The organism is Haloferax marinisediminis (genome assembly GCF_009674585.1).
GTDB lineage: Archaea > Halobacteriota > Halobacteria > Halobacteriales > Haloferacaceae > Haloferax > Haloferax marinisediminis.
Genome location: NZ_WKJP01000001.1, coordinates 1,816,810 through 1,837,546, shown reverse-complemented (window position 1 = coordinate 1,837,546; position 20,737 = coordinate 1,816,810). Strand labels below are relative to the sequence as shown.

19 protein-coding genes and 1 tRNA gene are annotated in these 20,737 nt (G+C 59.8%); 6 read left to right on the top strand and 14 right to left on the bottom strand.

Annotated elements, in window-relative coordinates; translation table 11 throughout:
- Positions 1-14: 14 nt before the first annotated feature.
- Both GJR98_RS09595 and GJR98_RS09590 read left to right on the top strand, forming a co-directional pair.
- Positions 15-1,160 carry a DUF3179 domain-containing protein gene (locus tag GJR98_RS09595; RefSeq protein WP_151137708.1) on the top strand — a complete coding sequence of 382 codons (1,146 nt, stop codon included), beginning with the start codon at positions 15-17 and terminating at the stop codon, positions 1,158-1,160.
- A gap of 357 nt (positions 1,161-1,517) precedes the next feature.
- Positions 1,518-1,997, top strand: a complete 480-nt coding sequence (locus tag GJR98_RS09590) for an SRPBCC family protein (protein WP_151137706.1) — start codon at positions 1,518-1,520, stop codon at positions 1,995-1,997.
- A 13-nt stretch (positions 1,998-2,010) separates the two neighbouring features.
- Here the strand turns inward: GJR98_RS09590 and GJR98_RS09585 are convergent, their stop codons facing one another.
- Both GJR98_RS09585 and GJR98_RS09580 read right to left on the bottom strand, forming a co-directional pair.
- Positions 2,011-4,053: a hybrid sensor histidine kinase/response regulator gene (locus GJR98_RS09585; RefSeq protein WP_151137703.1), complete on the bottom strand. Its 2,043-nt coding sequence runs from the start codon at positions 4,051-4,053 to the stop codon at positions 2,011-2,013.
- Between the two features lie 160 nt (positions 4,054-4,213).
- Positions 4,214-5,095 (bottom strand): DMT family transporter, encoded by an 882-nt coding sequence (locus GJR98_RS09580; protein WP_151137701.1) that lies wholly within the window; start codon positions 5,093-5,095, stop codon positions 4,214-4,216.
- Between the two features lie 73 nt (positions 5,096-5,168).
- Between GJR98_RS09580 and GJR98_RS09575 the strand changes: the two genes are divergently transcribed.
- Positions 5,169-6,023, top strand: a complete 855-nt coding sequence (locus GJR98_RS09575) for a DMT family transporter (RefSeq protein ID WP_151137698.1) — start codon at positions 5,169-5,171, stop codon at positions 6,021-6,023.
- A 21-nt stretch (positions 6,024-6,044) separates the two neighbouring features.
- On the opposite strand, the gene GJR98_RS09570 is transcribed toward GJR98_RS09575, so the two are convergent.
- The 7 genes from GJR98_RS09570 to GJR98_RS09540 form a co-directional block, all read right to left on the bottom strand.
- Positions 6,045-6,623 carry an FAD-dependent oxidoreductase gene (locus GJR98_RS09570; protein WP_225316417.1) on the bottom strand — a complete coding sequence of 193 codons (579 nt, stop codon included), beginning with the start codon at positions 6,621-6,623 and terminating at the stop codon, positions 6,045-6,047.
- Between the two features lie 50 nt (positions 6,624-6,673).
- Positions 6,674-7,426: a class I SAM-dependent methyltransferase gene (locus GJR98_RS09565; protein ID WP_151137693.1), complete on the bottom strand. Its 753-nt coding sequence runs from the start codon at positions 7,424-7,426 to the stop codon at positions 6,674-6,676.
- 38 nt (positions 7,427-7,464) lie between these two features.
- Positions 7,465-8,199: a 7-cyano-7-deazaguanine synthase QueC gene (gene queC / locus GJR98_RS09560; protein ID WP_151137691.1), complete on the bottom strand. Its 735-nt coding sequence runs from the start codon at positions 8,197-8,199 to the stop codon at positions 7,465-7,467.
- Positions 8,200-8,249: 50 nt separating this feature from the next.
- Entirely contained in the window at positions 8,250-9,023 is a 774-nt protein-coding gene (locus GJR98_RS09555) for a 7-carboxy-7-deazaguanine synthase QueE (RefSeq protein WP_151137689.1), read from the bottom strand.
- Positions 9,023-9,499: a 6-pyruvoyl trahydropterin synthase family protein gene (locus tag GJR98_RS09550; RefSeq protein WP_151137686.1), complete on the bottom strand. Its 477-nt coding sequence runs from the start codon at positions 9,497-9,499 to the stop codon at positions 9,023-9,025. Before GJR98_RS09550 ends, GJR98_RS09555 begins: the two co-directional genes overlap by 1 nt.
- Positions 9,500-9,747: 248 nt before the next feature.
- The gene (locus GJR98_RS09545) at positions 9,748-10,131 is read right to left on the bottom strand and encodes an acyl-CoA thioesterase (RefSeq protein WP_151137684.1); all 384 of its coding nucleotides are present in this window, start codon (positions 10,129-10,131) and stop codon (positions 9,748-9,750) included.
- Between the two features lie 157 nt (positions 10,132-10,288).
- On the bottom strand, positions 10,289-10,567 hold the full coding sequence (locus tag GJR98_RS09540) for a hypothetical protein (protein WP_151137681.1): 279 nt from the start codon (positions 10,565-10,567) through the stop codon (positions 10,289-10,291).
- A 295-nt stretch (positions 10,568-10,862) separates the two neighbouring features.
- On the opposite strand from GJR98_RS09540, the gene GJR98_RS09535 reads away from it, so the two are divergent.
- Positions 10,863-12,110 (top strand): right-handed parallel beta-helix repeat-containing protein, encoded by a 1,248-nt coding sequence (locus GJR98_RS09535; protein WP_151137679.1) that lies wholly within the window; start codon positions 10,863-10,865, stop codon positions 12,108-12,110.
- A gap of 228 nt (positions 12,111-12,338) precedes the next feature.
- A complete protein-coding gene (locus GJR98_RS09530; RefSeq protein ID WP_191965444.1) occupies positions 12,339-13,454 on the top strand; it encodes a right-handed parallel beta-helix repeat-containing protein in 1,116 nt (371 codons plus the stop codon).
- Between the two features lie 214 nt (positions 13,455-13,668).
- Here the strand turns inward: GJR98_RS09530 and GJR98_RS09525 are convergent.
- From GJR98_RS09525 to GJR98_RS09515, 3 genes are all read right to left on the bottom strand, one after another.
- A tRNA-Tyr gene (locus tag GJR98_RS09525) sits at positions 13,669-13,742 on the bottom strand.
- A 98-nt stretch (positions 13,743-13,840) separates the two neighbouring features.
- Positions 13,841-15,901, bottom strand: a complete 2,061-nt coding sequence (locus GJR98_RS09520; protein ID WP_151137674.1) for a DEAD/DEAH box helicase — start codon at positions 15,899-15,901, stop codon at positions 13,841-13,843.
- Positions 15,902-15,950: 49 nt separating this feature from the next.
- Positions 15,951-16,433 (bottom strand): hypothetical protein, encoded by a 483-nt coding sequence (locus tag GJR98_RS09515; RefSeq protein WP_151137671.1) that lies wholly within the window; start codon positions 16,431-16,433, stop codon positions 15,951-15,953.
- A gap of 1,290 nt (positions 16,434-17,723) precedes the next feature.
- On the opposite strand from GJR98_RS09515, the gene GJR98_RS09510 reads away from it, so the two are divergent.
- Positions 17,724-18,923 carry a Cdc6/Cdc18 family protein gene (locus GJR98_RS09510; protein ID WP_151137669.1) on the top strand — a complete coding sequence of 400 codons (1,200 nt, stop codon included), beginning with the start codon at positions 17,724-17,726 and terminating at the stop codon, positions 18,921-18,923.
- Between the two features lie 203 nt (positions 18,924-19,126).
- Here GJR98_RS09510 and GJR98_RS09505 read toward each other — a convergent pair whose 3' ends face one another.
- Together GJR98_RS09505 and GJR98_RS09500 are read right to left on the bottom strand one after the other, a co-directional pair.
- On the bottom strand, positions 19,127-19,927 hold the full coding sequence (locus GJR98_RS09505) for a helix-turn-helix transcriptional regulator (protein WP_225316391.1): 801 nt from the start codon (positions 19,925-19,927) through the stop codon (positions 19,127-19,129).
- Positions 19,928-20,014: 87 nt separating this feature from the next.
- Positions 20,015-20,575, bottom strand: a complete 561-nt coding sequence (locus GJR98_RS09500) for a TATA-box-binding protein (protein ID WP_151139420.1) — start codon at positions 20,573-20,575, stop codon at positions 20,015-20,017.
- Positions 20,576-20,737 lie beyond the last annotated feature (162 nt).

Below are 20,737 nucleotides of genomic sequence, written 5' to 3'. Positions count from 1 at the left end.
TGGTAACGGTAGGCATGGACAGACGGGCGTTTCTCGCCCTCGCAGTGACGGGCGGAGTGTCGATAGCCGGGTGTGGAATCAGCGTCGTCGGAGACACCCGCGCAGCGACGACGACCGGTGAGTCGTCACGGCCACTTCCACAGGCGATTTCGCGCCCAGTCCCCGAATCAGAGCTTCGACAATCAGTGGCGAGAGACGCCATTCCAGCGATTACGGCACCGGTGTTTGCGGCGAACTGGGACGACCTCGAAATCGACCTCGGTGACGGAACGTATCGGCCACAACTCGGACACGACGACCTCGTCGTCGGCGTCGAGCTCGACGGCATCGCCCGCGCGTACCCCCTTCGGATACTGAGTTGGCACGAAGTGGTCAACGACCGCTTCGGCGACCGGCCGGTGTTGGTTACCTACTGTCCACTGTGTCAAAGCGGGATGGTGGCAACCCGTCGCGTCGGTGGCGAGGAAGCGACTTTCGGCGTCTCCGGCGTTCTCTGGAACGAGAACCTCGTCATGTACGACACCGCGACAGAGAGCCTCTGGAGCCAACTGCTAGCGACGGCGATTCGTGGTCCAGCGACCGAGACACAGTTGGAACTGCTCCCGTCGACAGTGACGACGTGGGGCGAGTGGCGCGAGGCAGTTTCAGAGACGACGGTGTTGCTCCCGCCGCCACTCTCGGACACCGTCGTCGGTGCGGTGCGATTCAACTACGGGTTCGACCTCTACGACCAGTGGGCAAAAGTCTGGGACGCGTACCCGGACATGGCACCGGGTGCGGCCGATGGAGACACGCGCCTCTCGAATCGTGAGTTGGTCGTCGGTGTCCGCGACGGGACTGTCACCCGTGCCTACGCAGAGACTCGTGTGCGATGGGCGGGCGTCGTCAACGACACCGTAGGCGACCTGCCTGTCGTCGTCACCACCGCTCCGGGATACACACTCGTCGCCTACGACCGGCGCGTGGCTGGGGAAGTCGTCCACTTCGACCGTGAGGAGGACGTGTTGGTCGGCGGGGGGTCCCGCTGGAACGTCCAGACGGGACACGCTCTCGACGGGCCACACGACGGAGAGCGACTCCATCGAGCGAACGAGTACTCTCCGATGCTGTGGTTCGCGTGGCTTGCCTTCAACCCGGCTACCGAAGTCTGGGACGCCTGAGTACAGTGGGACGGTCCGCGCAATGAGGGGGAGACAATTTCTGTAGTCGCGGACGTTCACGAGAATGTGCAAAATAATTAAGGTATATCATCGAATAGGTAGTTTCGCCGCGACACGTGTCGTGGTGATACAACGATTCCCGGCCGTACTCCGACAGCCAACCCGAATTCCACTACGGCCGAACGTTGCCCTTGCCCGCCCGCACGGTTCGTGCCCAATGAGTTGCCGTGCGGGCCCTTTTGCATCGTCAGCGACGGCCTCGCAGGTCCCCACCCTGGCCGTCGCTCGTTGCCTACTGTACCCTACTCAGTCGCTCGTTGCCACTACTGCTTTGAGTCTCGCGACTAACAGTACTGTATGCCAGTGTACCAGCGTCGAACCCGCGTCGCTGCCCCTCTCGAACGCGTCTGGGAGTTCCACTCGGACATCTCTGGGTTGGAGGCTCTCACCCCGGAGTGGATGAACCTCGAAATCGTGGCTGTTCGTGGTCCTGACACAGACGAAGCCCCCGAAGAACTCGTCGCTGGGACGGAGATCGAGATGTCGATGCAACCGTTCGGCGTTGGTCCGCGCCAGCAGTGGGTCTCGCGTATCCTCGGTCGCAACAAAGACGAGAGAACGGCGTGGTTCCGCGACGATATGGCCGGGGGGCCGTTCCGAGAGTGGGTACACACACACCGCTTCGTCGCCGACGGCGACGAGACGATTATCGATGACCGCGTGGAGTACGAACTTCCGTTCGGCCCACTCGGCCAACTGGCGGGCGTGTTTGGTGGCGTCGGCTTCGAGCCCATGTTCCGTGAGCGTCACCGACGGACGAAAGCGGCGTTAGAGTAGGTGCGCGCAGGCCTCAGTCGTCGCTGAGTGAGAACCGCGGTTCGACCTCCGGGCGGACACCACCGATGTCGAACTCGAAGCGTGCGCCGCCGAGGTCAGGTTCGGGGGGAGTGACCGACAGCTCCCAACCGTGGGCTTCGACGATACTTTCGACGATAGAGAGACCGAACCCACTTCCCGACTCGGACGTCGTGTGTCCGTGTTCGAACACGATTTCACGTTTTTCTTCGGGGATACCGGGGCCATCGTCGGCGACGTAGAAGCCTGTGGATGTCGGGCCAACGCGGACGACGATGTTCACGTCCGAAGTCGTCGGGCCATGCTCGGCACCGTTGTCATGCGAAGCATGACTGCCTGTGGAACTATGTTCAACTGCATTTCGAAACAGATTCTCGAACGCCTGCTGGAGTCGTCCTTCGTCCGCCGGCGTCGTTCCGAGGCCGTCTTCCACGACGAGAACAGCGTTGGTCCCGGTGTCGACCGCCATCCACGCTCGTTCGGCGACGCGCTCGATGGCGACTGAATCTGTTTCGCCGACTTTCCGGCCCTGTCTGGCCAGTGTGAGAACGTCGTTGAGGAGCGTGTCCATTCGCGTGACGCCATCGAGTGCCCTGTCGAGGTACGTCAGGTCGTTCTCGTCACGGGCGAGTTCGACGAAGCCTTTGGCGACGTTGAGCGGGTTTCGCAGGTCGTGTGAGACGACAGACGCGAACTCTTCGAGCCGGTCGTTCTGCCGGCGGAGTTCACGCTCTCGGCGCTGTCTGGCGAGCGTGTGCGTGATGTTGTTCCCGACCGACCGGAGGAGGTCGACCTCCGTGTCTGTCCACGACCGGCCGTCGTCGACGACGTCGAAGACGACGAACCCGACGAGCGACCATTTCGAGACCATCGGAATTGCGACGAATCCGCCGGTATCGACGCTCTCGAGCAGTCGTTTCGTGTTCGACGCTTCCGGTGGGAGGTCTGACGCACTGTGGAGACACGCGTTCTCGAACTGGTGTAACCGGGTGACCAGCCAGCGGGCATCGTGGAGTGAGATGCAGTTCGGGTGGGGAGTGTACTGTCCGCCTTGCCAGTCGTGCATTCGGACGGCGACGTTCGTCTCGTCGTCGTAGAGGTACACCGAACACCGGTCGAGACCGGCGACTTCGCCGACCCGCTGGAGCGTCCACTCGATTTTCGTTCCAATCTCGTCCGCTTCGGCACTCATGAGCGACGTGGAGGTGTCCAAGATAGCGTCTTTCAGACGCGTCTCGTAGTGGATGCGGTCACGGTACCGGCGTCGCTCGGTGACGTCCTGGAGCGTTCCGATGACGCCCAGTTCGTCGTCTTCTTCGGGTCGTGCTGCGAGGTGGCCCTCGCAGAGGAGGTCGTCGTGTGGGTAGTTCGGGCCGGGTGAGAGATGTGCCTCGAACCGCTCGGTGTCGGGGCCATCTGCCCCGGTCACGGTCTCGAAGACGGTTTCGAGCTCGTCTGGGGCGTCTTCGATGATGTCGGAGAATCGGGTGCCGAGGATGTCAGCGCGACTGTAGCCGGTGAGGTCGCAGAAGACATCGTCCACAGACGAGAAGCGCGCGTCGCTGTCGAGTGAGTAGACGCCGCTGTCGAGGACCTCGATGGCGGTTCCATAGCGTTCTGACGCCGCTTTCGCCCGAGACTGTGAGACAGCGTTGACCACACGGTTCGCGAGCACGGTGTACTGGTCGGTGCCCGTGTCTTTCTGCATGTAGTCGGTCGCACCGACGCGGAACGCGTCCCGAGCGACTTCCTCGGACCCCTTTCCGGTGAACAGGATAAACGGGAGGTCGGGGTGTTCGGCCCGGACCGCGCGAAGAAACGCCAATCCGTCGATCCCGGGCATGTCGTAGTCGGAGACGACACAGTCGATGCGTTCTTGCCGGAGTCGGTCGAGCGCCTCGGAGCCAGTGTTCGATGTCGACACAGAGAGGTCGACGTCACCCGCTTCACGTTCGAGAAAGATAGAAACGAGGTCAGTGAGGCTCGGTTCGTCGTCGACGTGGAGAACATGTACGTCTGCACCCGAGCCGTCGTCCATACAGTGTTGCGTCTGGTCACCATTATGAGCGTTATGTCGCGGTTATCACCCGCGATAATCTTCTGTACAAAACCCAGAATAGTGAGGGCTATGACTGTCCCATCCGCGAATGATGAGAACTAAAATCGGTTCTGAGAACCCCCTCGAACGGCTGTTTCGACTACGACGCAGTGATGTAGATACCACCGAGGACGACTGCACCACCAACGATTGTTGGGAGCGTGGGAATCTCACTGAGGAGAAAGAGCGCGAGAATCGTACTCCCAACTGGCTCTCCGAGAAGCGAGACGGAGACGACACTCGATTCGAGGTGGGCGAGTGCCCAGTTGATGACCGTGTGCCCGAAGATTCCGGGGCCGACCGCCATCGCGAGGAACAACAGCCACTCACGCGTCGGATACCCCGAGAGGGGGTCGCCCCGGGTGACTGCCACAGAGAGTAGTGCCAGCGCGCAGACGCTGTACACGACGACGACGTACGGGACGAGGTCGACTCGCCGGCGGACGCTCCGCCCGGTGAGGACGTACGCCGCCGCCGTCACCGCACCGACGACAGCGAGCGCGTTCCCGAAGAGTGGCCGAGGCGCGCCACTGGCAGTGAGGAGGTCCGACAGCGACATCAGCACCATCCCGACGAGGGCGACGCCGATTCCGAGTGTCGTCCGCCGACTCACGCGTTCGTCGAGGAAGGCCCACGCGCCGACGGCGACGAACAGCGGTTGTGCCTGAACGAGCGTGACGCTAGCGGCGACTGTCGTGTGGTTCAGACTCTCGAACCACGATGCGAAGTGTGCTGCGAGTGCGACACCTGCGCCACTGGCGGCCACGAGGTCACGACGCGAGATACTGGCCAGCGCGTCGCGGTGGCGGACGAGTGCAACCGGGGCGAGGAGAGCGACGGTGAAGACGACGCGGTAGAACGCTTTGACGAGACTCGGTGCGCTGCTCCAGCGAACGAGAATGGCACTCGTGCTGACCGCCAGTATGGCGACACCGAGGCCAGTGAAGGGAGAGATTGGGCTGTCGTGCGCAGACGCGGTCACACGCCGCACGATGGAGACAAGGGGCTTACCGCTTGCGAATTGCTTTAGCCCCTGCGCTGTCCGTCACTCTTCAATGAGCAACCGACTCGGGACCGGTCTCGTCGTCGTCTCGGCACTCGGGTTCGGTACACTCGGTATCTTCGGAAAGCTCGCTGCCTCGGCAGGCCTGACGATTCCGACCGTGCTCACGTTTCGGTTCCTCCTCGCGACGATACTCGTCTGGGCATGGCTCGGAGTCCGTGGGAATCTTCGCCTGCTCTCGGGCCGTGACCTCCTCGTCGGCCTCGGCCTCGGGTGTTTCGGCTACGCTACGATGAGCCTCCTCTACTTCGTCGGATTGGAGTATCTGACTGCCGGGCTCACCGGTATCGTCCTCTACACGTACCCGGTTTTCGTCGTCGCACTCGCCGTCTTCGTGCTCGACGAACCGGTCACACGCCGGACGGTTGCGGCGCTCGTCGTCGCACTCGCCGGTGTCGTCTTCATCACGGGGGCAGACCCAACGCAGGTAGACCCGTGGGGCGTCCTCATCGTTCTCCTCGCGGCCATCGTCTACGCGACGTACATCGTGGTGAGTCGGCGGGCGTTATCTACGGTCGATTCACAGACGCTCACTGCCCACATTCTCCCTGCCGCAACCGTCTCCTTTCTCGTCTTCGGAACTGCGACCGGCCAACTCACGGTTCCGACGACAGCGACGTCGTGGCTCATCATCGTCGCGATTGCCATCGTCGCGACAGTCGTCCCGATACTCGCGTTCTTCGCCGGATTGTCTCGTATCGGCGCGAGTCGGACGAGCATCGTCAGCACCATCGAACCCGCGGGGACGCTCGCGCTAGGTGCACTCGTTCTCGGGGAACCGGTGTCGCTCGTGACGCTCGGCGGGGGCGCGTTGGTCGTCATCGGCGTCCTCCTCGTCGAGTCGTGACGAGTGCACGTCGCTCGCCGATTACTTGGCGTCCTCCGGCGTGTCGAAGTCGTGGAAGTGTTCTCCTTCCTCTTTGGTCAGGATGTTGAGCGCGGCTGCCGCCCCGTCACCTGCTGAGATGATGGCTTGCCACTCCTCGGCGCGGACCATCGCCCCCGTAGCGTACAGGTTCTCGATGCTCGTCTCCATCGTCACGTCCACCTCGACGACGCCATCGTCGGTGAACGCGCACCCTACTTCTTCTGCGAGAGTTCGCTTCGCCCCAGTCGCGAGAACGACGTAGTCTGCCTCGTGGCCCTCGTCGTCGACGGTGACGACAAACCCATCACCCGACTGCTCGATTGCAGTCACCTCCCCGTCGTGGAGCGTCGCACCGAATCCTTCGACCTGCTCGCGTGCGTCTTCGAGGAATTCGGTCCCGTCTTTCGACTCGATGCCGAGGTAGTTGAACAAGTGCGCACTGTGAAGCCACGTCTTGTCCGTGTCGAACACGTCGACGTCGAGGCCGTTCTTCGACGCGAACAGTGCAGACGAGAGTCCTGCAGGGCCACCACCGACCACGATAACTCGTGTCATGTCATAACATGACGGTGCGAAGATAGATGAGGATTTGGTCGGTCGTCCGGTCGATGCGACTCTTTCGTCTCAGGTTACCGCCGTCGCGCCCGAATCAGCCCTTTTGGGTTGGCGAAGGAGACCATCGACTCACCGTCGAATTCGATTTCGAACATCTCTGTTGCCGCTGTGGACGCCGCTCGGAAGCGACGTTCGAGTTCGTCACGGTCTTCGGGCGAGACACCGGTTCGCTCGGTCCACGGGTCGAATTCGAGCGTGAGTTTCGCGGTTTCGACCGTTTCGACCGAGAGGCCCGCGTCTTCGAACCACGTGCGCCACTGCGAGACTGGATACAGTTCCACGTGGGTCGGGTCGCGGAGGCGTTCGACCCCGTTGAGGAAGTCGGCGAGGTCCCCGTCTTCGGGTGCGACGTTGTCTTCGAAGGCGAGGACCCCCCCAGGTTCGAGAACGCGAGCGACTTCCGTGACGAAGGCTTCCGGGTCAGGAAAGTGGTGCGCGGCGATGCGACACGCCACGGCGTCGAACGAGTCGTCTGCAAACGGGAGACGCTCGGCGTCGGCGACGACACCAGTGACGGGGTACTCGCGGACTGCTGTGGCGACCATCTGTGGGGCCGCATCGGCAGCCACGACTTCAGAGACACCAACCTCAGCAATCGCTCCTGCTGTGTGGCCAGCGCCCGTCGCGATGTCGAGCGCGCGGGTCGCGTCACGGCACCACGCCGCGAGTGTCTGGCGGTCTTCACCGAGTCGGTGAACCTCGCTCTCGAAGTACGACTCGGCGGCGCCGCCAAAGTGGTCAGCAGTTCGGCGTTTCTCGTCGCTCATGCGCGATGGTTCGTCGAGCGTCGTGAAAAAAGAGAGACCTACGCTGCGTCGACGTAGTCTGGGCGCTCGGCGTACGGAATCGGGTCACGTTCGCCGAGGTTCTGGAACGCCTGCAACCGGAAGGCACACGAGTCACAGGTTCCGCAGGCTGGTTCTTCGGCGCGGTAACACGACCACGTGTGTTCGAACGGAACACCAAGTTCGATGCCGCGTCGGGCGATGTCCGTCTTCGAGTCGTGGACGAACGGCACTTCGAGTGAGATGTGCGTGTCCGGTTTCGTGCCGACGTCGACCATCGCTTCGAACGCGTCGAAGAACTCGGGGCGGCAGTCGGGGTAGCCCGAGTAGTCTTCGGAGTGCGCACCGACGAAGACGGCCTCACAGTCGTTGGCCTCGGCGTACGAGACGGCCATCGACAGGAGGTTGGCGTTTCGGAACGGGACGTACGAGGTTGGAATCTCCTCGGAGTCCATGTCGGCGTCTTCGACCGCCATCGAGTCGTCCGTGAGCGACGAGGCACCGATTTGCTTCAGGTGACTCGTCTCGATGTGGAGGAAGTCGCGGGCGTCGAGTTCGTCGGCGAGCGCACGGGCGCAGTCGTACTCTTTCGACTCGGTTTTCTGGCCGTAAGAGGTGTGGAGCGCGTAAATCTCGTAGCCACGTTCCTTGGCCTCGTAGGCAGTCGTCGCGCTGTCCATGCCGCCGGAGAGGAGGACGACGGCGCGTTTCTCGTCGGTGGTTGTGTCGTCGGTCGTCGGTGTGTCGTCAGTCATCGTGATTGGTGAGATAGGTGAATTGGGTGAGATGGGTTTGCGGAGAACGTTCAGGTCTCAGGCGCATCGTTCCAGAGGTCGACGTGGAGGCGAGGCGTGTACCGATAGCCGAACTCGGCCGCGAGTTCGGCGACGTCGGTTCGGGTCTTCGCGAGGGCCTCGCGTGTCTGCCCTTCGGGCATGAGGAGAACGTCGCTGTCGCGGACCTCACGGGCGGTGACGCCACGGACGTCTTCGACGAGTGACTCGATTTCGGGCAGGTCGTCGCGGCCGGTGACGACGAACTTCAACTGGAAGTCGTCGGCGTGGTCGACAAGTGAGGCGAGGGCATCGAGGTCGATTCGAGCAGACTCGTGTTTGTCCGTCCAAACCCCGGGGTCGGTGTCTGCCGGTGCGTTCTCGGGCGTCGGCGTCGACGACGCGAGTTTGGGGCTGATGCTCGCCAAGTCGATTGGAGCGTCAGTTTCGAGCGTTCCGTTCGTCTCGACGGTGAGGTGGTAGTCGTCGGCGAGTTCGGAGAGGAGCGTTGCTGTCTCCTGATGAACGAGCGGTTCACCGCCGGTGACGACGACGTGCTCGGGCGCGAGCGCGTCGACTTCGGCGACGATTTCGTCGACGCCCATCCACGCATGTGTCGGTTCCCACGAGGTGTGATACGAGTCGCAGAACCAACATCGGAGGTTGCACCCGCTCGTCCGAACGAACGTACTCGGGACGCCGGCGAGCTTTCCTTCTCCCTGAAGCGATGCGAACAGTTCGTTGATGGGGAGACTGTCGCCGTCAGTGTCGGAGTCTGGCCGTGTGACGGAGTCGGAGACAGGCATCAGTAGCCTGCACAGAGTTCCGACGTCTCGCTGACTTCGACGGACACCTCAGAGACGGTGTCTGGAAGCGCCGCTTTCAGTTTCTCTTCGAGGAGAACGGCCATCACTTCGGCCGTCGGCGGCGCGTCGAGGACGACCATCCCATCGGCGTCCCCGGACTGTTCGAACGCCTCGACGAGTGGGTCGCCGTCTTCGACGAGGAATCGGTGGTCCCACTCGTCGATGACGTCGGTCACGACACCTTTGTCGACGACCCAGCCTTCGTCGGTGAGCTCGCCGACGACACGGACCGCGATTTCGTAGTTGTGCCCGTGTGGTCGACTGCACTTGCCCTCGTGGTGGAGGAGTCGGTGGCCGGCGCTGATACGGATTGGCCGGTCGCGACCGATGTGTAGGACACGTTCGCCCGCACGGGCGAGTGGGTCTGCTGCCTCGTCAGCAGCGTGTCGTGTTCGTTCGAGTGTTCCCTGGGGCATACTCTGAGATTATTGGCAGACTACTTAATCTCGCGGTCTCGGCTTCGTCGTGCGAATCCGACGCAAGATGCTCGTCGGCCTCACAGGTACACAGCAGGCCGCATCTCTCGGACCGATGGCTCTCCTCTGTAACCTCGGGCCGAGGGCACACCTCCGTACCTCGAACCGATGGTTCTCCTCCGTTACTGGTGACCAAGCGTCAGAACCGACGTTCCACTCCACCCGTAAAATCAGCCTCGGCTCCGTGTTCAGGACTGATTTGCAATCGCCTCGCGCCACGAATCGGGGACGCGAGTTGGCCGTCCAGACTCGTCCATCGCGACTTGAATCGTCTTTCCAGAGGCGACGACTTCACCCTCGTACGAGAGTTCGTAGAACAGCGGGAAGCTTTTGCCACCTGGTTCACCCGCTTCGACTTCGACTTCGACGGTTCCGACGCCCTCGATTGGCGCGCGATAGTCGAGTTCGAGGTGGGCGACGACGATATCGAGTTCAGAGATGGGGACGTCGAGGACTTCCTCGAAGTATGCGACACGCGCTTGTTCGCAGTAGGTCGCGTAGACAGCGTTGTTCACGTGCCCAAAGGCGTCGTGGTCGCGGAATCGAACGGGTACTTCGGCGACGACAGTCATTGGACTGGGCGACACGCGCGAGGGATATAGCCGCGACGATTCGGTGCCGAGGCCAGTCGAGGAATGCGAAGCCGAGTGAAATCGAGAGGACAAGAGAGAAATCGAGAGACACGTCGAACGTGAAAGTGCGAGTGGGAACTGCAGTCACCCGTGCTGGTTAGTTTGCGGTCGAGACAGACGCGTCGTACGTCGGCACGCGGCGGCCGTGCAGTGCGACGACCTTCCAGACGTTCGACCGCGACCCGACGCGGACCATCTCGATGGGGACGCGGGTTCCTTCTGGAAGTGAGGCGAGGGTATCACGAATCCGCTCGGACTCGTACTCGACGAGGTGACGCGTCTCGTTCGTTTCGTGGACCTCCACGGTCATCGTCCCATGGTCGTTCATTTCGGCGCGTACGTTCACCAGTACAGGTGTTGCAGAGATGACAGTCATCAAGTTAGTCTACGCAGTCATCAGTCATAAAAAGTTGTATGACTGATATTAACGAACATCAGCACCTCAGACAGATTTGGATGACACGGTTTCACTGGCGTTCAGAGGTGGGTTGTAGACCGTTTGTATATCAGCGGATTGAACGTCCATTGAAGCCAGAACGACTGAAAAATCTGAGATTCGGCTCTGGATAACGTACCGCCATCCCGGTTATTCACTGACCTCGATTTTTCACGGAGGATTAACTGTCAATATTTCAAGTGTAACAAAGCGCCTGCGGTGGAAATACTCTCGAATGAGTGCTGACTACTTGGACTCGGCCCGCCGGTTCTCACGCCGAGACGTGCTTCGCAAAGGTGCGGTTGCGACTGCCGTGGCTGGTCTTGGACTGTCTGGCTTCGCTGGAAGCGCCGCAGCAGGCGACGACGGCAAGAACGGAGATACAGTCCCGGACGACGCGATCCCCATCGACGGCCCCACGGTGATTACCGAACCCGGCTACTACGTGCTCACGCAGGACATCACCGTGAAGGATGTCTCCGAGGTCATCGTCGTCGAAGAGGGGGTATCCGACGTCACCATCGACGGTCGGGGGTACCGCATGAAGGGGCCGAGGAACGATGGGTACTCCGACACCACAGCTATCAGAGCCGGCTTGTATCTCAGCGACGACGTTGTCGACGTCACGGCCAAGGATATCGTCATCACAGGGTTCGGAACCGGTATCGAGTACAGTGACAACAGAAATGGGACGATTTCCAACGTGAAGATAACCCACTGTGAGGTCGCGTTACGGCTCTACAACGTCAAGGAGCTCACTATCGCAGATAACGTCATCGCGAAGAACGACATCGTCTTCTTCCAAGACGAAGGAACGAGGACAGTTCACATCCTGCGAAACCGAATCACCAGAAACGAGGATGTCGGTGGGTTCTATTTCGCCGCTACCCTCCTCATCAGGAACAATCGATTCGACTACAACAACGGTGCCTTGAGTATGCTCTACACCTACGACTCGAAAATCGTCGACAACCTGTTTTATCAAAACGACGCTGGACTCTCGTATTCCGATTCTGTCGGAACGAGTGTCAACGGTTCGGGTGACGTCATTCGGGGGAACCGATTCATCGAGAACGACCGGTACGGAATCTCCGTCGAAGAAGATTCGAGAGACGTACTCATCGAGGAGAACGACATCTTCCGGAATGGAACAGACGGTATCAGACTCGTTGGCCGCGTCCTCCGCTGTACCGTCTCGAAGAACCGAATCATCGGGAACGGAAGTGATGGGATTTTCCTCGAAAACGCGGACGAAAACGAACTCGTGGGGAACCTCATCCGACAGAACGGTGGCGACGGAATCGAGCTTCGAAGCTCAGAGTTCAACGACCTCGGTTCGGACAACAACGTCGTCCGCAACAACATCATCAGAGAGAACGGCGACTTACCGATTCGAATCGACGAGAACTCCGTTGGCAACGTCGTCGAAGACAACCAGATTGGTGACGACGCGCCGGACACCTGTCGGCTCGATTCGTACTGACAGGCTGGCGTGAGTGACTAAATCTCAGGGTAACAGTCCCGATTCGCAGGGAAAGCACACCACGCTGTTCTGTACAGCCATCCTATCCACTTATTCAGCACTCGCTTAATTGTCAGTATATTGAATTTAACAAAACGTACTCAGTCCGATGCTTTAGGAATGAGTGACGACCACTCGAATCCACGTCGTGGATACGCACGTAGAGACGTTCTTCGGATAGGAGCAGCCGTGGCTGCCGCTTCCGGCCTCGGACTATCTGGACTCGTCGGAACCGCAGCGGGGACTGAAGAGAAATCGGACGCGATACCCATCGATGGACCAACGGTGATTACAGAGCCGGGGTACTACGTCCTGACCAAAGACCTCGTCGCGAAGAACGGTGGGACGCTCATCAGAGTCGAGTCTGGAGTTCCTGACGTCACCATCGACGGGCAAGGCTATCACATCAAGGGGGCAGAAAAGGGAATCGACATTGGCGATTATCTTGATCCAGTTACCCCGAACGCTATCGTCAAAAACGTCATCGTAACAGGGTGCAGTGTAGGCATCGAACTCGAAGACACGGACATGGCGAGAGTCCACAACGTGAAAGTGACGCACTGTGACCAGGGATTCTGGTTACAACAGAATCGTGATCTGACGATTTCGGATAGCATCGTCGCAAAGAACGGGGTTGCGTTCTTCCAAGACGAGGGGTCTCCACGAATCGCTCTCCTTCGAAATCGAATCACCAGAAACGAGAGTGTCGGTGGCTTCGACTTTGCCCGTGATGCCGTGATAAAGGACAACCGTGTCGACTACAACAACAGTGAATTGTCTTTGACCAACAGCACTGGCTCGAGCGTTGTCGGCAACCTATTCTATCAAAATAGGTCAGGGTTCGATATCAGTACAGACGATGGCGCTGGGGGAGACAGTCTCGTTCGAGGAAACCGGTTCATCGAAAACGAGAGATACGGAATCAGCGTAATCGCGCGCGACGCCAGAATTGCAAATATCCTCATCGAGGAAAATGACGTCTTCCGGAATGGAGACGCAGGTATCCATCTCTACGACAACGTAGAACGCAGTACACTCTCGAAGAACCGCGTCATCGGAAACAGCGGCGATGGCATCCTGCTCATCCGTTCAAACGACAACGAACTCGTTGGGAACCTCATCCGTCAGAATGGTGGCGACGGCATCGAGCTTCGAAGCTCGGACAACAACGTCGTCCGCAACAACATCATCCGAGAGAACGGCGACCTACCGATTCGAATCGACGAGGACTCCGTCGGCAACGTCGTCGAAGACAACCAGATTGGTGACGACGCGCCGGACACCTGCAGGATACCGGAGAAGTAGTTCTCTGCTCAGGTTGTTCGTGGGCGGCGTTACGAACGAGTCTCCTCTCTGCGTACTCGTGAGTGAAACGAGCGAGTGCTCGTGGCGAGCAGTGCGAGCCACGGTGATTTGAACTCACTCGCAAATCAGAGATTTGCTCGCTGCTCAAATCGGGTCGAGGTGGACCTGCAGACGCCGCTGGCTCACTTCGTTCGCAGTCGGCGTCAGAAAGGAGTCCGCTCTCCCCGATTTGAACGGGGGACAAGCCGATCTACAGTCGGCTGCTCTGCCAGGCTGAGCTAAGAGCGGTCAAGAGAATCTCAATCTACGATTGGACTTAAGAATTCTCATTCCGGGTCGATAACTGGCCGACTGCGGACCGATATTGGAAGCCGTGACTGGTCTCCCTACTGTGTCGACTCATCGCCCGACTGCTCGGACGAGTTGACCTCACGAACTTGAATCCCCTTCCCCGCGAGGTGCTGCATCTGCCGCTGTGCGAAGTCCTCTTCGCTAGTTCCACGGGTTGCGAGCACGTAGACGAGCGCACTCCCTGCTGGGCGCATGGTTCGACCGGCGCGCTGCGACCCCTGTCGCCGCGACCCACCGAGTCCGGAGGCGACGATAGCGAGTTCGGCGTTCGGGAGGTCGATACCTTCGTCGCCGATGCGAGAGATGACGAGCGTCTGCAGGTCGCCGTCGCGGAAGGCTTCGAAGTACGCCTCACGGCGATGGTGGCGCGTCTCACCGCTGACGAACGGAACGTCGAGTGCCGACGCAATCTCGTCACCCTGGTCGAGGTAGTCGACGAAGATGAGCGTCTTCGAGTCCGGGTGACGCGCACGGAGTCGCCGAATCTCGAAGACTTTCCCGGGGTTCATCGCGGCGAGCATGTGTCGCTCTCGACCGTCGCTGGACGCCCATTCGTTGCGCGCCATGTCGTCTTCCCACCCGACGTAGCGAATCTCGACTTCCGGTTCCTGAACGTAGCCTGCGTCGAAGAGTTTGCCCCAGTCGGTTCCGATTGGTGGGCCGATGAGCGTGAAAATCTCGGCTTCTTTGTCGTCCTCGCGGATGGGCGTCGCCGACAACCCAAGACGGTGTTTGGACTGGAGGTCGGCGCTCCGTTGGAAGACGCGACTCGGGATGTGGTGTGCTTCGTCGTAGATGATGAGTCCCCAGCGTCGTGAGTCGAACAGCGAGCGGTGGCGGTCCATCCCCGCAGTCTGGTAGGTCGCAATCGTGACCGGCCTGATTTCTTTGGTTCCACCGTGGTACTCACCGATTTGGTCTTCGTCGAGGTCGGTCGTCGAGAGGAGTTCTTCGCGCCACTGTCGGGCGAGTTCACGACTCGGTACGAGAATCAGTGTCTCGCCGCCGACGGCCGCGAGGGCACCGATACCGGCGATCGTCTTTCCGGCACCCGGTGGGCCGACGAGAACGCCCGACCGCTGGTCGAGGAAGCGGTCGACCCAGTCTTGCTGGTAGTCTCGTAAGTCGACGTGGAGCGATACGTCGAGTGCTTCACCCTCTTCGAGGTCACGGTCATCTTCGACGGGGTAGCCTGCGTCGTAGAGAATCCGTTTGATGGCGGCAACTGATTCGTCTCTGACCCACGCTTCCGTGTCGGAAATCGGGGCGTAAATCTGGTCTTCGTCGAGTTTCTGGAGCGCGACGTTCCCCATGAGACTCTCGGTCGCGGCCTGGAGGACGGTGTACCCCTCCTCGTGTGTGTACAGACGGAACTGGTGGGCGCGCTTCCACTGGTCTTCGACCCACGTTTCGAGGTGCGGCGAACGCTCCGGGACGACCGACCGTAACATCGCGATGAGGTCGCGGACGTCGTCGAACGGGGCTTGCCACACGTCTTCTTGGCGAATCCGGTACAGATAGCCGCGGCCTCGGCCCTCGCGGTCACCCGTCGTGTCCACGAGGTGTGCGAACTGTGAGAGGCGCGCGCGTGTGTACTGTGTCGGGTTGTCGACGACGAGTTCGCGGCGCTTCGGGAACAAGACGACTCGCTCGCGCGAGGCGAGTTTTCCCCATTCGGTGGGATACCACACGAGGGGGTCTGTTTCGACGTTCACTTTCTCGACCCGGCCGGCGTCGACGAGGGCGCCGAGTCCGTCCATCGCGTCCGCTTGCGTCACGTCGAGCCGGCGAGCAACTTGCTGTGCCGTCACGACCGGACGGCCCTCGGCTTCGAGCGCATCGTAGAACGAGGCGAGCGAGACACCATCTGTTGGCCGGTCGTCGTCGCTCGGAACGGTCGCTTCGGTTACGTCGGAGAGTCGGTCGAGGACAGCACGGTCGGGGCCGTCGCCCGCCTCACCACTGGAGGAATCTTCTACACTGTTGGTGCCATCGGCGCTGCTGGAACCGTCGACGTCGTCGACAGTATCGGTGTGCGCGTCCGACCCATCAGACTCATCCGGACGAACAGTTCGCTCCTCGTCCTCGGCAGTCATCAACTCGGGTACGAACGCGAGGGGGAAACGGCTTGCGACACACGAACTGTCACCGAGAGGTTCTCGACTGTGCAGGGGCCATCCGTTCGAAGACCGACCGAAGGCTCTCGTCGGCAGTGATGAACTCGGGGAACTCCTCGAGTGTCCGGATACCGTCGAGGTAGACGTACTCGACTGGTTCCGGTGGAATCTCTTCGAACACCTGTACTGGCCCGTGGTCGGCGAGCCCGATGAACGGGCGACCTTCACGGTCTGTCTGTGGCGTCAAGCGATGTTCGAGATAGAGTCGCGCCATCGCCAGTGCACTGGCGAGTGGGACTTGGCCGGGTGTGAGTTGCCACCTGACTCCCTGTCGTTTGTACTGGACAGTCGTTACGTACCCATCGTCGAATCGGAAGCAATCGATGAGTTCGTCGTCGTACGACCACCGGGTTTCGGTCCGGCGCGACCACTCGAGCGACCACGTCTTGGTAGCCTCTACTTTCCCGATGGACTCGCGAAGGCGTACCCACGCCTCGCCCAGTACACGCATGAGTATTTTATTCGCACTCTAGGGTAATTGCATTGACGCCACGAGAACAGAACAATCAGACGTAGCTGAAGTTCTAGATTGTACGTCAGGTGGTTCCACACCACGTTTCCGGTGAATGAGACGTGGTACCTCGACGTGTCTCGACAGATTCCGACTGTTTCTCATCGGGCGGTTGTGACGGTGTTACCACACCTCGCTTCCGGTGAAACGGAGGAGTGACGAGAGAGAGGCAGAGACACCACGTTTCCGATGAATCGGCCAACAGTCGTCCCCCGACAGTTCCACGTCGAAACCAGTCGAACGGCCGGAATCTATCTGAGAAAGTGACAGTTTTACTGATGCTTCCGGCAGCACACGTGTGTGACGAGAACGGGTCGACTTCGGGGGAACGTTACAACGCTGACAGACACCACGTTTCCGGTGAAACTGCAAAACGTGTGCGGGATGGGTTGGGGAAGTCGGGATCTGGGAACGGAAACAGACACACCGGGTTTCCGGTGAACCGCTGAGACGGTGATTGAGGACCCGTGACGCGAGAATACTCCGGATTCCTGCCGTGTTTTCGGTTAGTGTACTGCTGTCACCGAGTCGAATCGGTCCACTTATTACCTGCACACCGGGTTTCCGGTGAAATCTGCAGTTAACGCGCCTCGTTCGCCGATTTCTCGCACCCCTCGAATGTCAGTCGTTGACACCACGTTTCCGGTGGAGCGGTGACCAGCTCTCTCGCCGTCGAGGGAGATACTGTGCTATCTCTGACTGGTGTCGCAGGTCCTGTTTTCCCAACTGATAGCAACTATTAAATAGTTTATTTGTGTTACCGACCATTGATACACTCGCGCACTTCTACTTACTCGTCACTCGAGTAAGGCTCGAGTCGAACTGGTTGTCCAGAATTCCCTACTCTCAGGGGCTCTTCGAGGCCTTTTCCGACGCTCGGCCGACGAGATGATTCTTCTCGACACCGACGTCTCTTCGTTGCAGTTCGTATTCTCGTGGTGTGTTCTGAAGCGGACCGACTGACCGGTGAGTGCTCGTCTGGTCCGTTTCGTTGCGGTTCGGTCGAGTGCTCTCGATAACCGACCGAGAGAGGAGTGTCCGGTCGTCTCTTCGGCGGCGAACGTCGACTGGGAGTCGGGTAACCCACCCCACACCGTGTTTCCGGTGAACCCACACCTACATTTCGTGTGGACGGGAAACGGAGGTTCGTGGTCGTTCACCGGAAATGTGGTGTGTGTGTCCTGCGACGAATGGTAAGTCCTTTCACCGGAAACGTGGTGTGTTGCGAACATGCCTAACGCCAGCGACGACCTCTTTACCCGGGAGGACCCCATCTTCGCGAACAAGGAGTTGTTAGAGATTAATCATCTCCCGGGAGAAGGTCGCATCGTCGGTCGCGACGACGAGATTTCGAACCTCGCGACGGCGGTGAATCCTGCAATCTTCGGACAGAGTCCGAGCAACGTACTGATATACGGAAAGACGGGGACAGGGAAGTCGCTCTGTGCGAAGTACGTCTCCCAACGATTGGTCGACACCGCCGAAGAAGAGGGCGTGAAAGCGACGTTCGCCTACGTCGACTGTGCGCAGGACACTACCGAGACACAGGCCGTCCAGACGATTGCCGACAGCGTCAACGACCCTGCGATAACCAGCATCAAAGTCCCGGACAAGGGGCTTTCGACCTCGACGTACTACAAGCGTCTGTGGCGTATCCTCGATGCACTCTACGACGTGGTCCTCATCATCCTCGACGAGATCGACAAGTTGAGCGACGACGACATCCTCATGCAACTGTCGCGGGCCGGTGAGGCTGGGAAGATTGCAGGGTGCAAACTCGGTGTTATCGGCATCAGCAACAAGATTCAGTACAAAGACCGCATGGACGAGCGCGTCAAGTCCAGCCTGTGTGAACGCGAGTTCGTTTTCCCGCCGTACGATGCCAACCAACTTCGAGATATCATGGAAGCACGGAGCGACGCGTTCCGTGACGGTGTTTTGGACCCGTCTACGATTCCACGCGCTGCAGCACTCGCGGCCCGTGAACACGGGGACGCCCGCAAGGCAATCGACATCCTCCGATACGCTGGCGAAATCGCACAGTCCATGGGTGCCAACACCGTCAAAGAGAACTTCGTCACGCAGGCGCGCCAGCGCGCAGAGACCGACCGATTCCGCGAGCTCATTCGTGGGTCGACGCCGCACTCCCGCTACGTCCTCCAGGCACTGGCGATTCTCTCACTCTCCAACCAGCAGCAAGACGGGTTCCGCACGAGTCGGGTGTACGAAGTCTACGAGAATATCTGCCGACAACAGGGCTCTGATAGCCTCTCGCTCCGTCGCGTCCGTGACTTACTGAAAGAACACGCGTTCCTCGACATCATCGAGCAATCGAAACACAGTGGCGGCAGTGCTGAGGGGAGTTACACCAAACATCAGCTTCTCGAAGACCCAGACGTGGTGAAAGACGTCCTTACTGAAGACGTCTAACGGAGGGAAGGGACCCACGTCCGAGAAGTGTAGACGTACCGAATCGTCAGCGGGGCCTACGTTACCACTGCAACTACCTCTCGGAAGAGAGCCGACTTATACTTTATTGCGTAGTGATGTGACTGGAAATATCACGTGTGACCGGGTCAGTCACGGCCGTGTGATAGTCAGTATCAGAGAGCAGTCTCTCGGTTTGGTCTGTCCTATTCGAAGACCTGTTCGACCGAGGCGTCACGTTCGACAGGAACCGACGCTGCCCGAAGTGACTCGTACAACTGTTCGACCCAGGTCACGACTTCTGGTTCGTCACCGTCGACGAGGGCAACCATGTTTCCGTCGTCGTCGTACGCAGCAACCACTCCATGGCCGTCGACGAGGAGGAGGCCGAATTCGAGAGTCTCGTCCACGACGCGAAGCGAGAATTGGTCGAGTTCTTGCCCGAGTTCGAAGGCGTCTGTGTACTCTGTAATCGACCGCTCGAGCACGTCGTGGTCGATGGCGAGTTCCATCGTCGTCTCTGGTCCAATCACCCGCTCCGCTGCTTCGTTGAAAACTCGACTTACGATGGGAGAGACACCACGGAACTCGTCTACCGGTTCGCTCCCGAGGACGGTGAGATATCGGTTGATGGGTGCGTGCGGGTCGTTGTCCGCGGCCGTCGTGACGGACAACTGGGTGAGGACGTCGTGCGGCACGTCCTCGCAGATGCCTTCGACGTTCGTCAGGAACTCGCTCATTCGGTCTGCACATTCGACCGTATCGATGAGATCCTGATACTGCTCGTAGACCATCTTCCCGCCGGGGGTGAGGCGGTACAATCCGTCGGCCTTTCGCGCCCATCCGCGGTCGCAAAACCCTGCGAGTGTGCGCTGTGCAGTCTCGCGAGCGCACCCACACACGCGTGCGAGGTCAGTTGGACGACGTGGCTTTTCTGCGAGTGTCTGGAGTATCGACTCCCTGCTCCGTGACCCAACGAGGAACGCCACATCTTCCCGTGGATTCATGCTAAGTCGTTAGACTGTTCAACATTTTACACTTGTGGACGCATCGCTCGTCAGCGTGCAGTCCGAAGAAAGTGTTCGTTGGAAACGCTATCCGAGAAGGCCGAGGGCGTCGATACGCTCGACGATTTCCTCGACGGCCGTCTCTGCGTCGTCAGTCCGTTTCCCGCCGGTGATGACGATTTTCCCGGAACCGAACAGAAGGATGACGACCTTCGGCTCGTCCATCCGGTAGACGAGTCCGGGGAACTGCTCTGGCTCGTACTCGACGTCTTCGAGGCCGAGACCGATAGCGAGTGCGTTCAGGTTCAGGTTGTGGCCCAGGTCCGCACTGGAGACGATGTTCTGAACCGTAATCTCGGGTTCTTCGTCGACAGGGATACTCAGTTCCCGGAGTTTGTCGAAGATGATTCCGAGCGCCTCGTGCACGTCGTCGATACTCTTTGCACCGGTGCACACGATCTTCCCAGAACGGAAGATGAGGGCTGCGGCCTTCGGTTCTTGCGTCCTGTAGACGAGGCCTGGGAAGTTGTCTGGGTTGAAATCAGCACCGGGAAGGTCGTCGGCAAGTGCTTCTAGGTCGAGCTCTTGACCGATCCCGGTCGATGCGACTACGTTCTGAATCTCGATGGAGTCTGCCGGCCCACTCATTGCTCGCTTTTTAATCATACCTCCTTCCTTATAAAGCGACCCGTTATAAACCGAGTTCAACGGAGTCGGTTCCGTCGTCGCTTCGCACGTGCGCGAAACTAATACTTCATTTCACTCGATATGGAAATGATGTCACGAGTGGACACGCGTGAAGTTATGGCA

Bases quoted from the DNA above. Each gene is read 5' to 3' on its own strand.
- GJR98_RS09595 (WP_151137708.1), top strand. From the start codon at position 15: ATGGACAGACGGGCGTTTCTCGCCCTCGCAGTGACGGGCGGAGTGTCG.
- GJR98_RS09550 (WP_151137686.1), bottom strand. From the start codon at position 9,499: ATGCCCCAGGGAACACTCGAACGAACACGACACGCTGCTGACGAGGCA.
- GJR98_RS09575 (WP_151137698.1), top strand. From the start codon at position 5,169: ATGAGCAACCGACTCGGGACCGGTCTCGTCGTCGTCTCGGCACTCGGG.
- GJR98_RS09545 (WP_151137684.1), bottom strand. From the start codon at position 10,131: ATGACTGTCGTCGCCGAAGTACCCGTTCGATTCCGCGACCACGACGCC.
- GJR98_RS09500 (WP_151139420.1), bottom strand. From the start codon at position 20,575: ATGAGTGGGCCGGCAGACTCCATCGAGATTCAGAACGTAGTCGCATCG.
- GJR98_RS09515 (WP_151137671.1), bottom strand. From the start codon at position 16,433: ATGCGTGTACTGGGCGAGGCGTGGGTACGCCTTCGCGAGTCCATCGGG.
- GJR98_RS09535 (WP_151137679.1), top strand. From the start codon at position 10,863: ATGAGTGCTGACTACTTGGACTCGGCCCGCCGGTTCTCACGCCGAGAC.
- GJR98_RS09590 (WP_151137706.1), top strand. From the start codon at position 1,518: ATGCCAGTGTACCAGCGTCGAACCCGCGTCGCTGCCCCTCTCGAACGC.
- GJR98_RS09510 (WP_151137669.1), top strand. From the start codon at position 17,724: ATGCCTAACGCCAGCGACGACCTCTTTACCCGGGAGGACCCCATCTTC.
- GJR98_RS09520 (WP_151137674.1), bottom strand. From the start codon at position 15,901: ATGACTGCCGAGGACGAGGAGCGAACTGTTCGTCCGGATGAGTCTGAT.
- GJR98_RS09555 (WP_151137689.1), bottom strand. From the start codon at position 9,023: ATGCCTGTCTCCGACTCCGTCACACGGCCAGACTCCGACACTGACGGC.
- GJR98_RS09585 (WP_151137703.1), bottom strand. From the start codon at position 4,053: ATGGACGACGGCTCGGGTGCAGACGTACATGTTCTCCACGTCGACGAC.
- GJR98_RS09565 (WP_151137693.1), bottom strand. From the start codon at position 7,426: ATGAGCGACGAGAAACGCCGAACTGCTGACCACTTTGGCGGCGCCGCC.
- GJR98_RS09505 (WP_225316391.1), bottom strand. From the start codon at position 19,927: ATGAATCCACGGGAAGATGTGGCGTTCCTCGTTGGGTCACGGAGCAGG.
- queC (WP_151137691.1), bottom strand. From the start codon at position 8,199: ATGACTGACGACACACCGACGACCGACGACACAACCACCGACGAGAAA.
- GJR98_RS09540 (WP_151137681.1), bottom strand. From the start codon at position 10,567: ATGACTGTCATCTCTGCAACACCTGTACTGGTGAACGTACGCGCCGAA.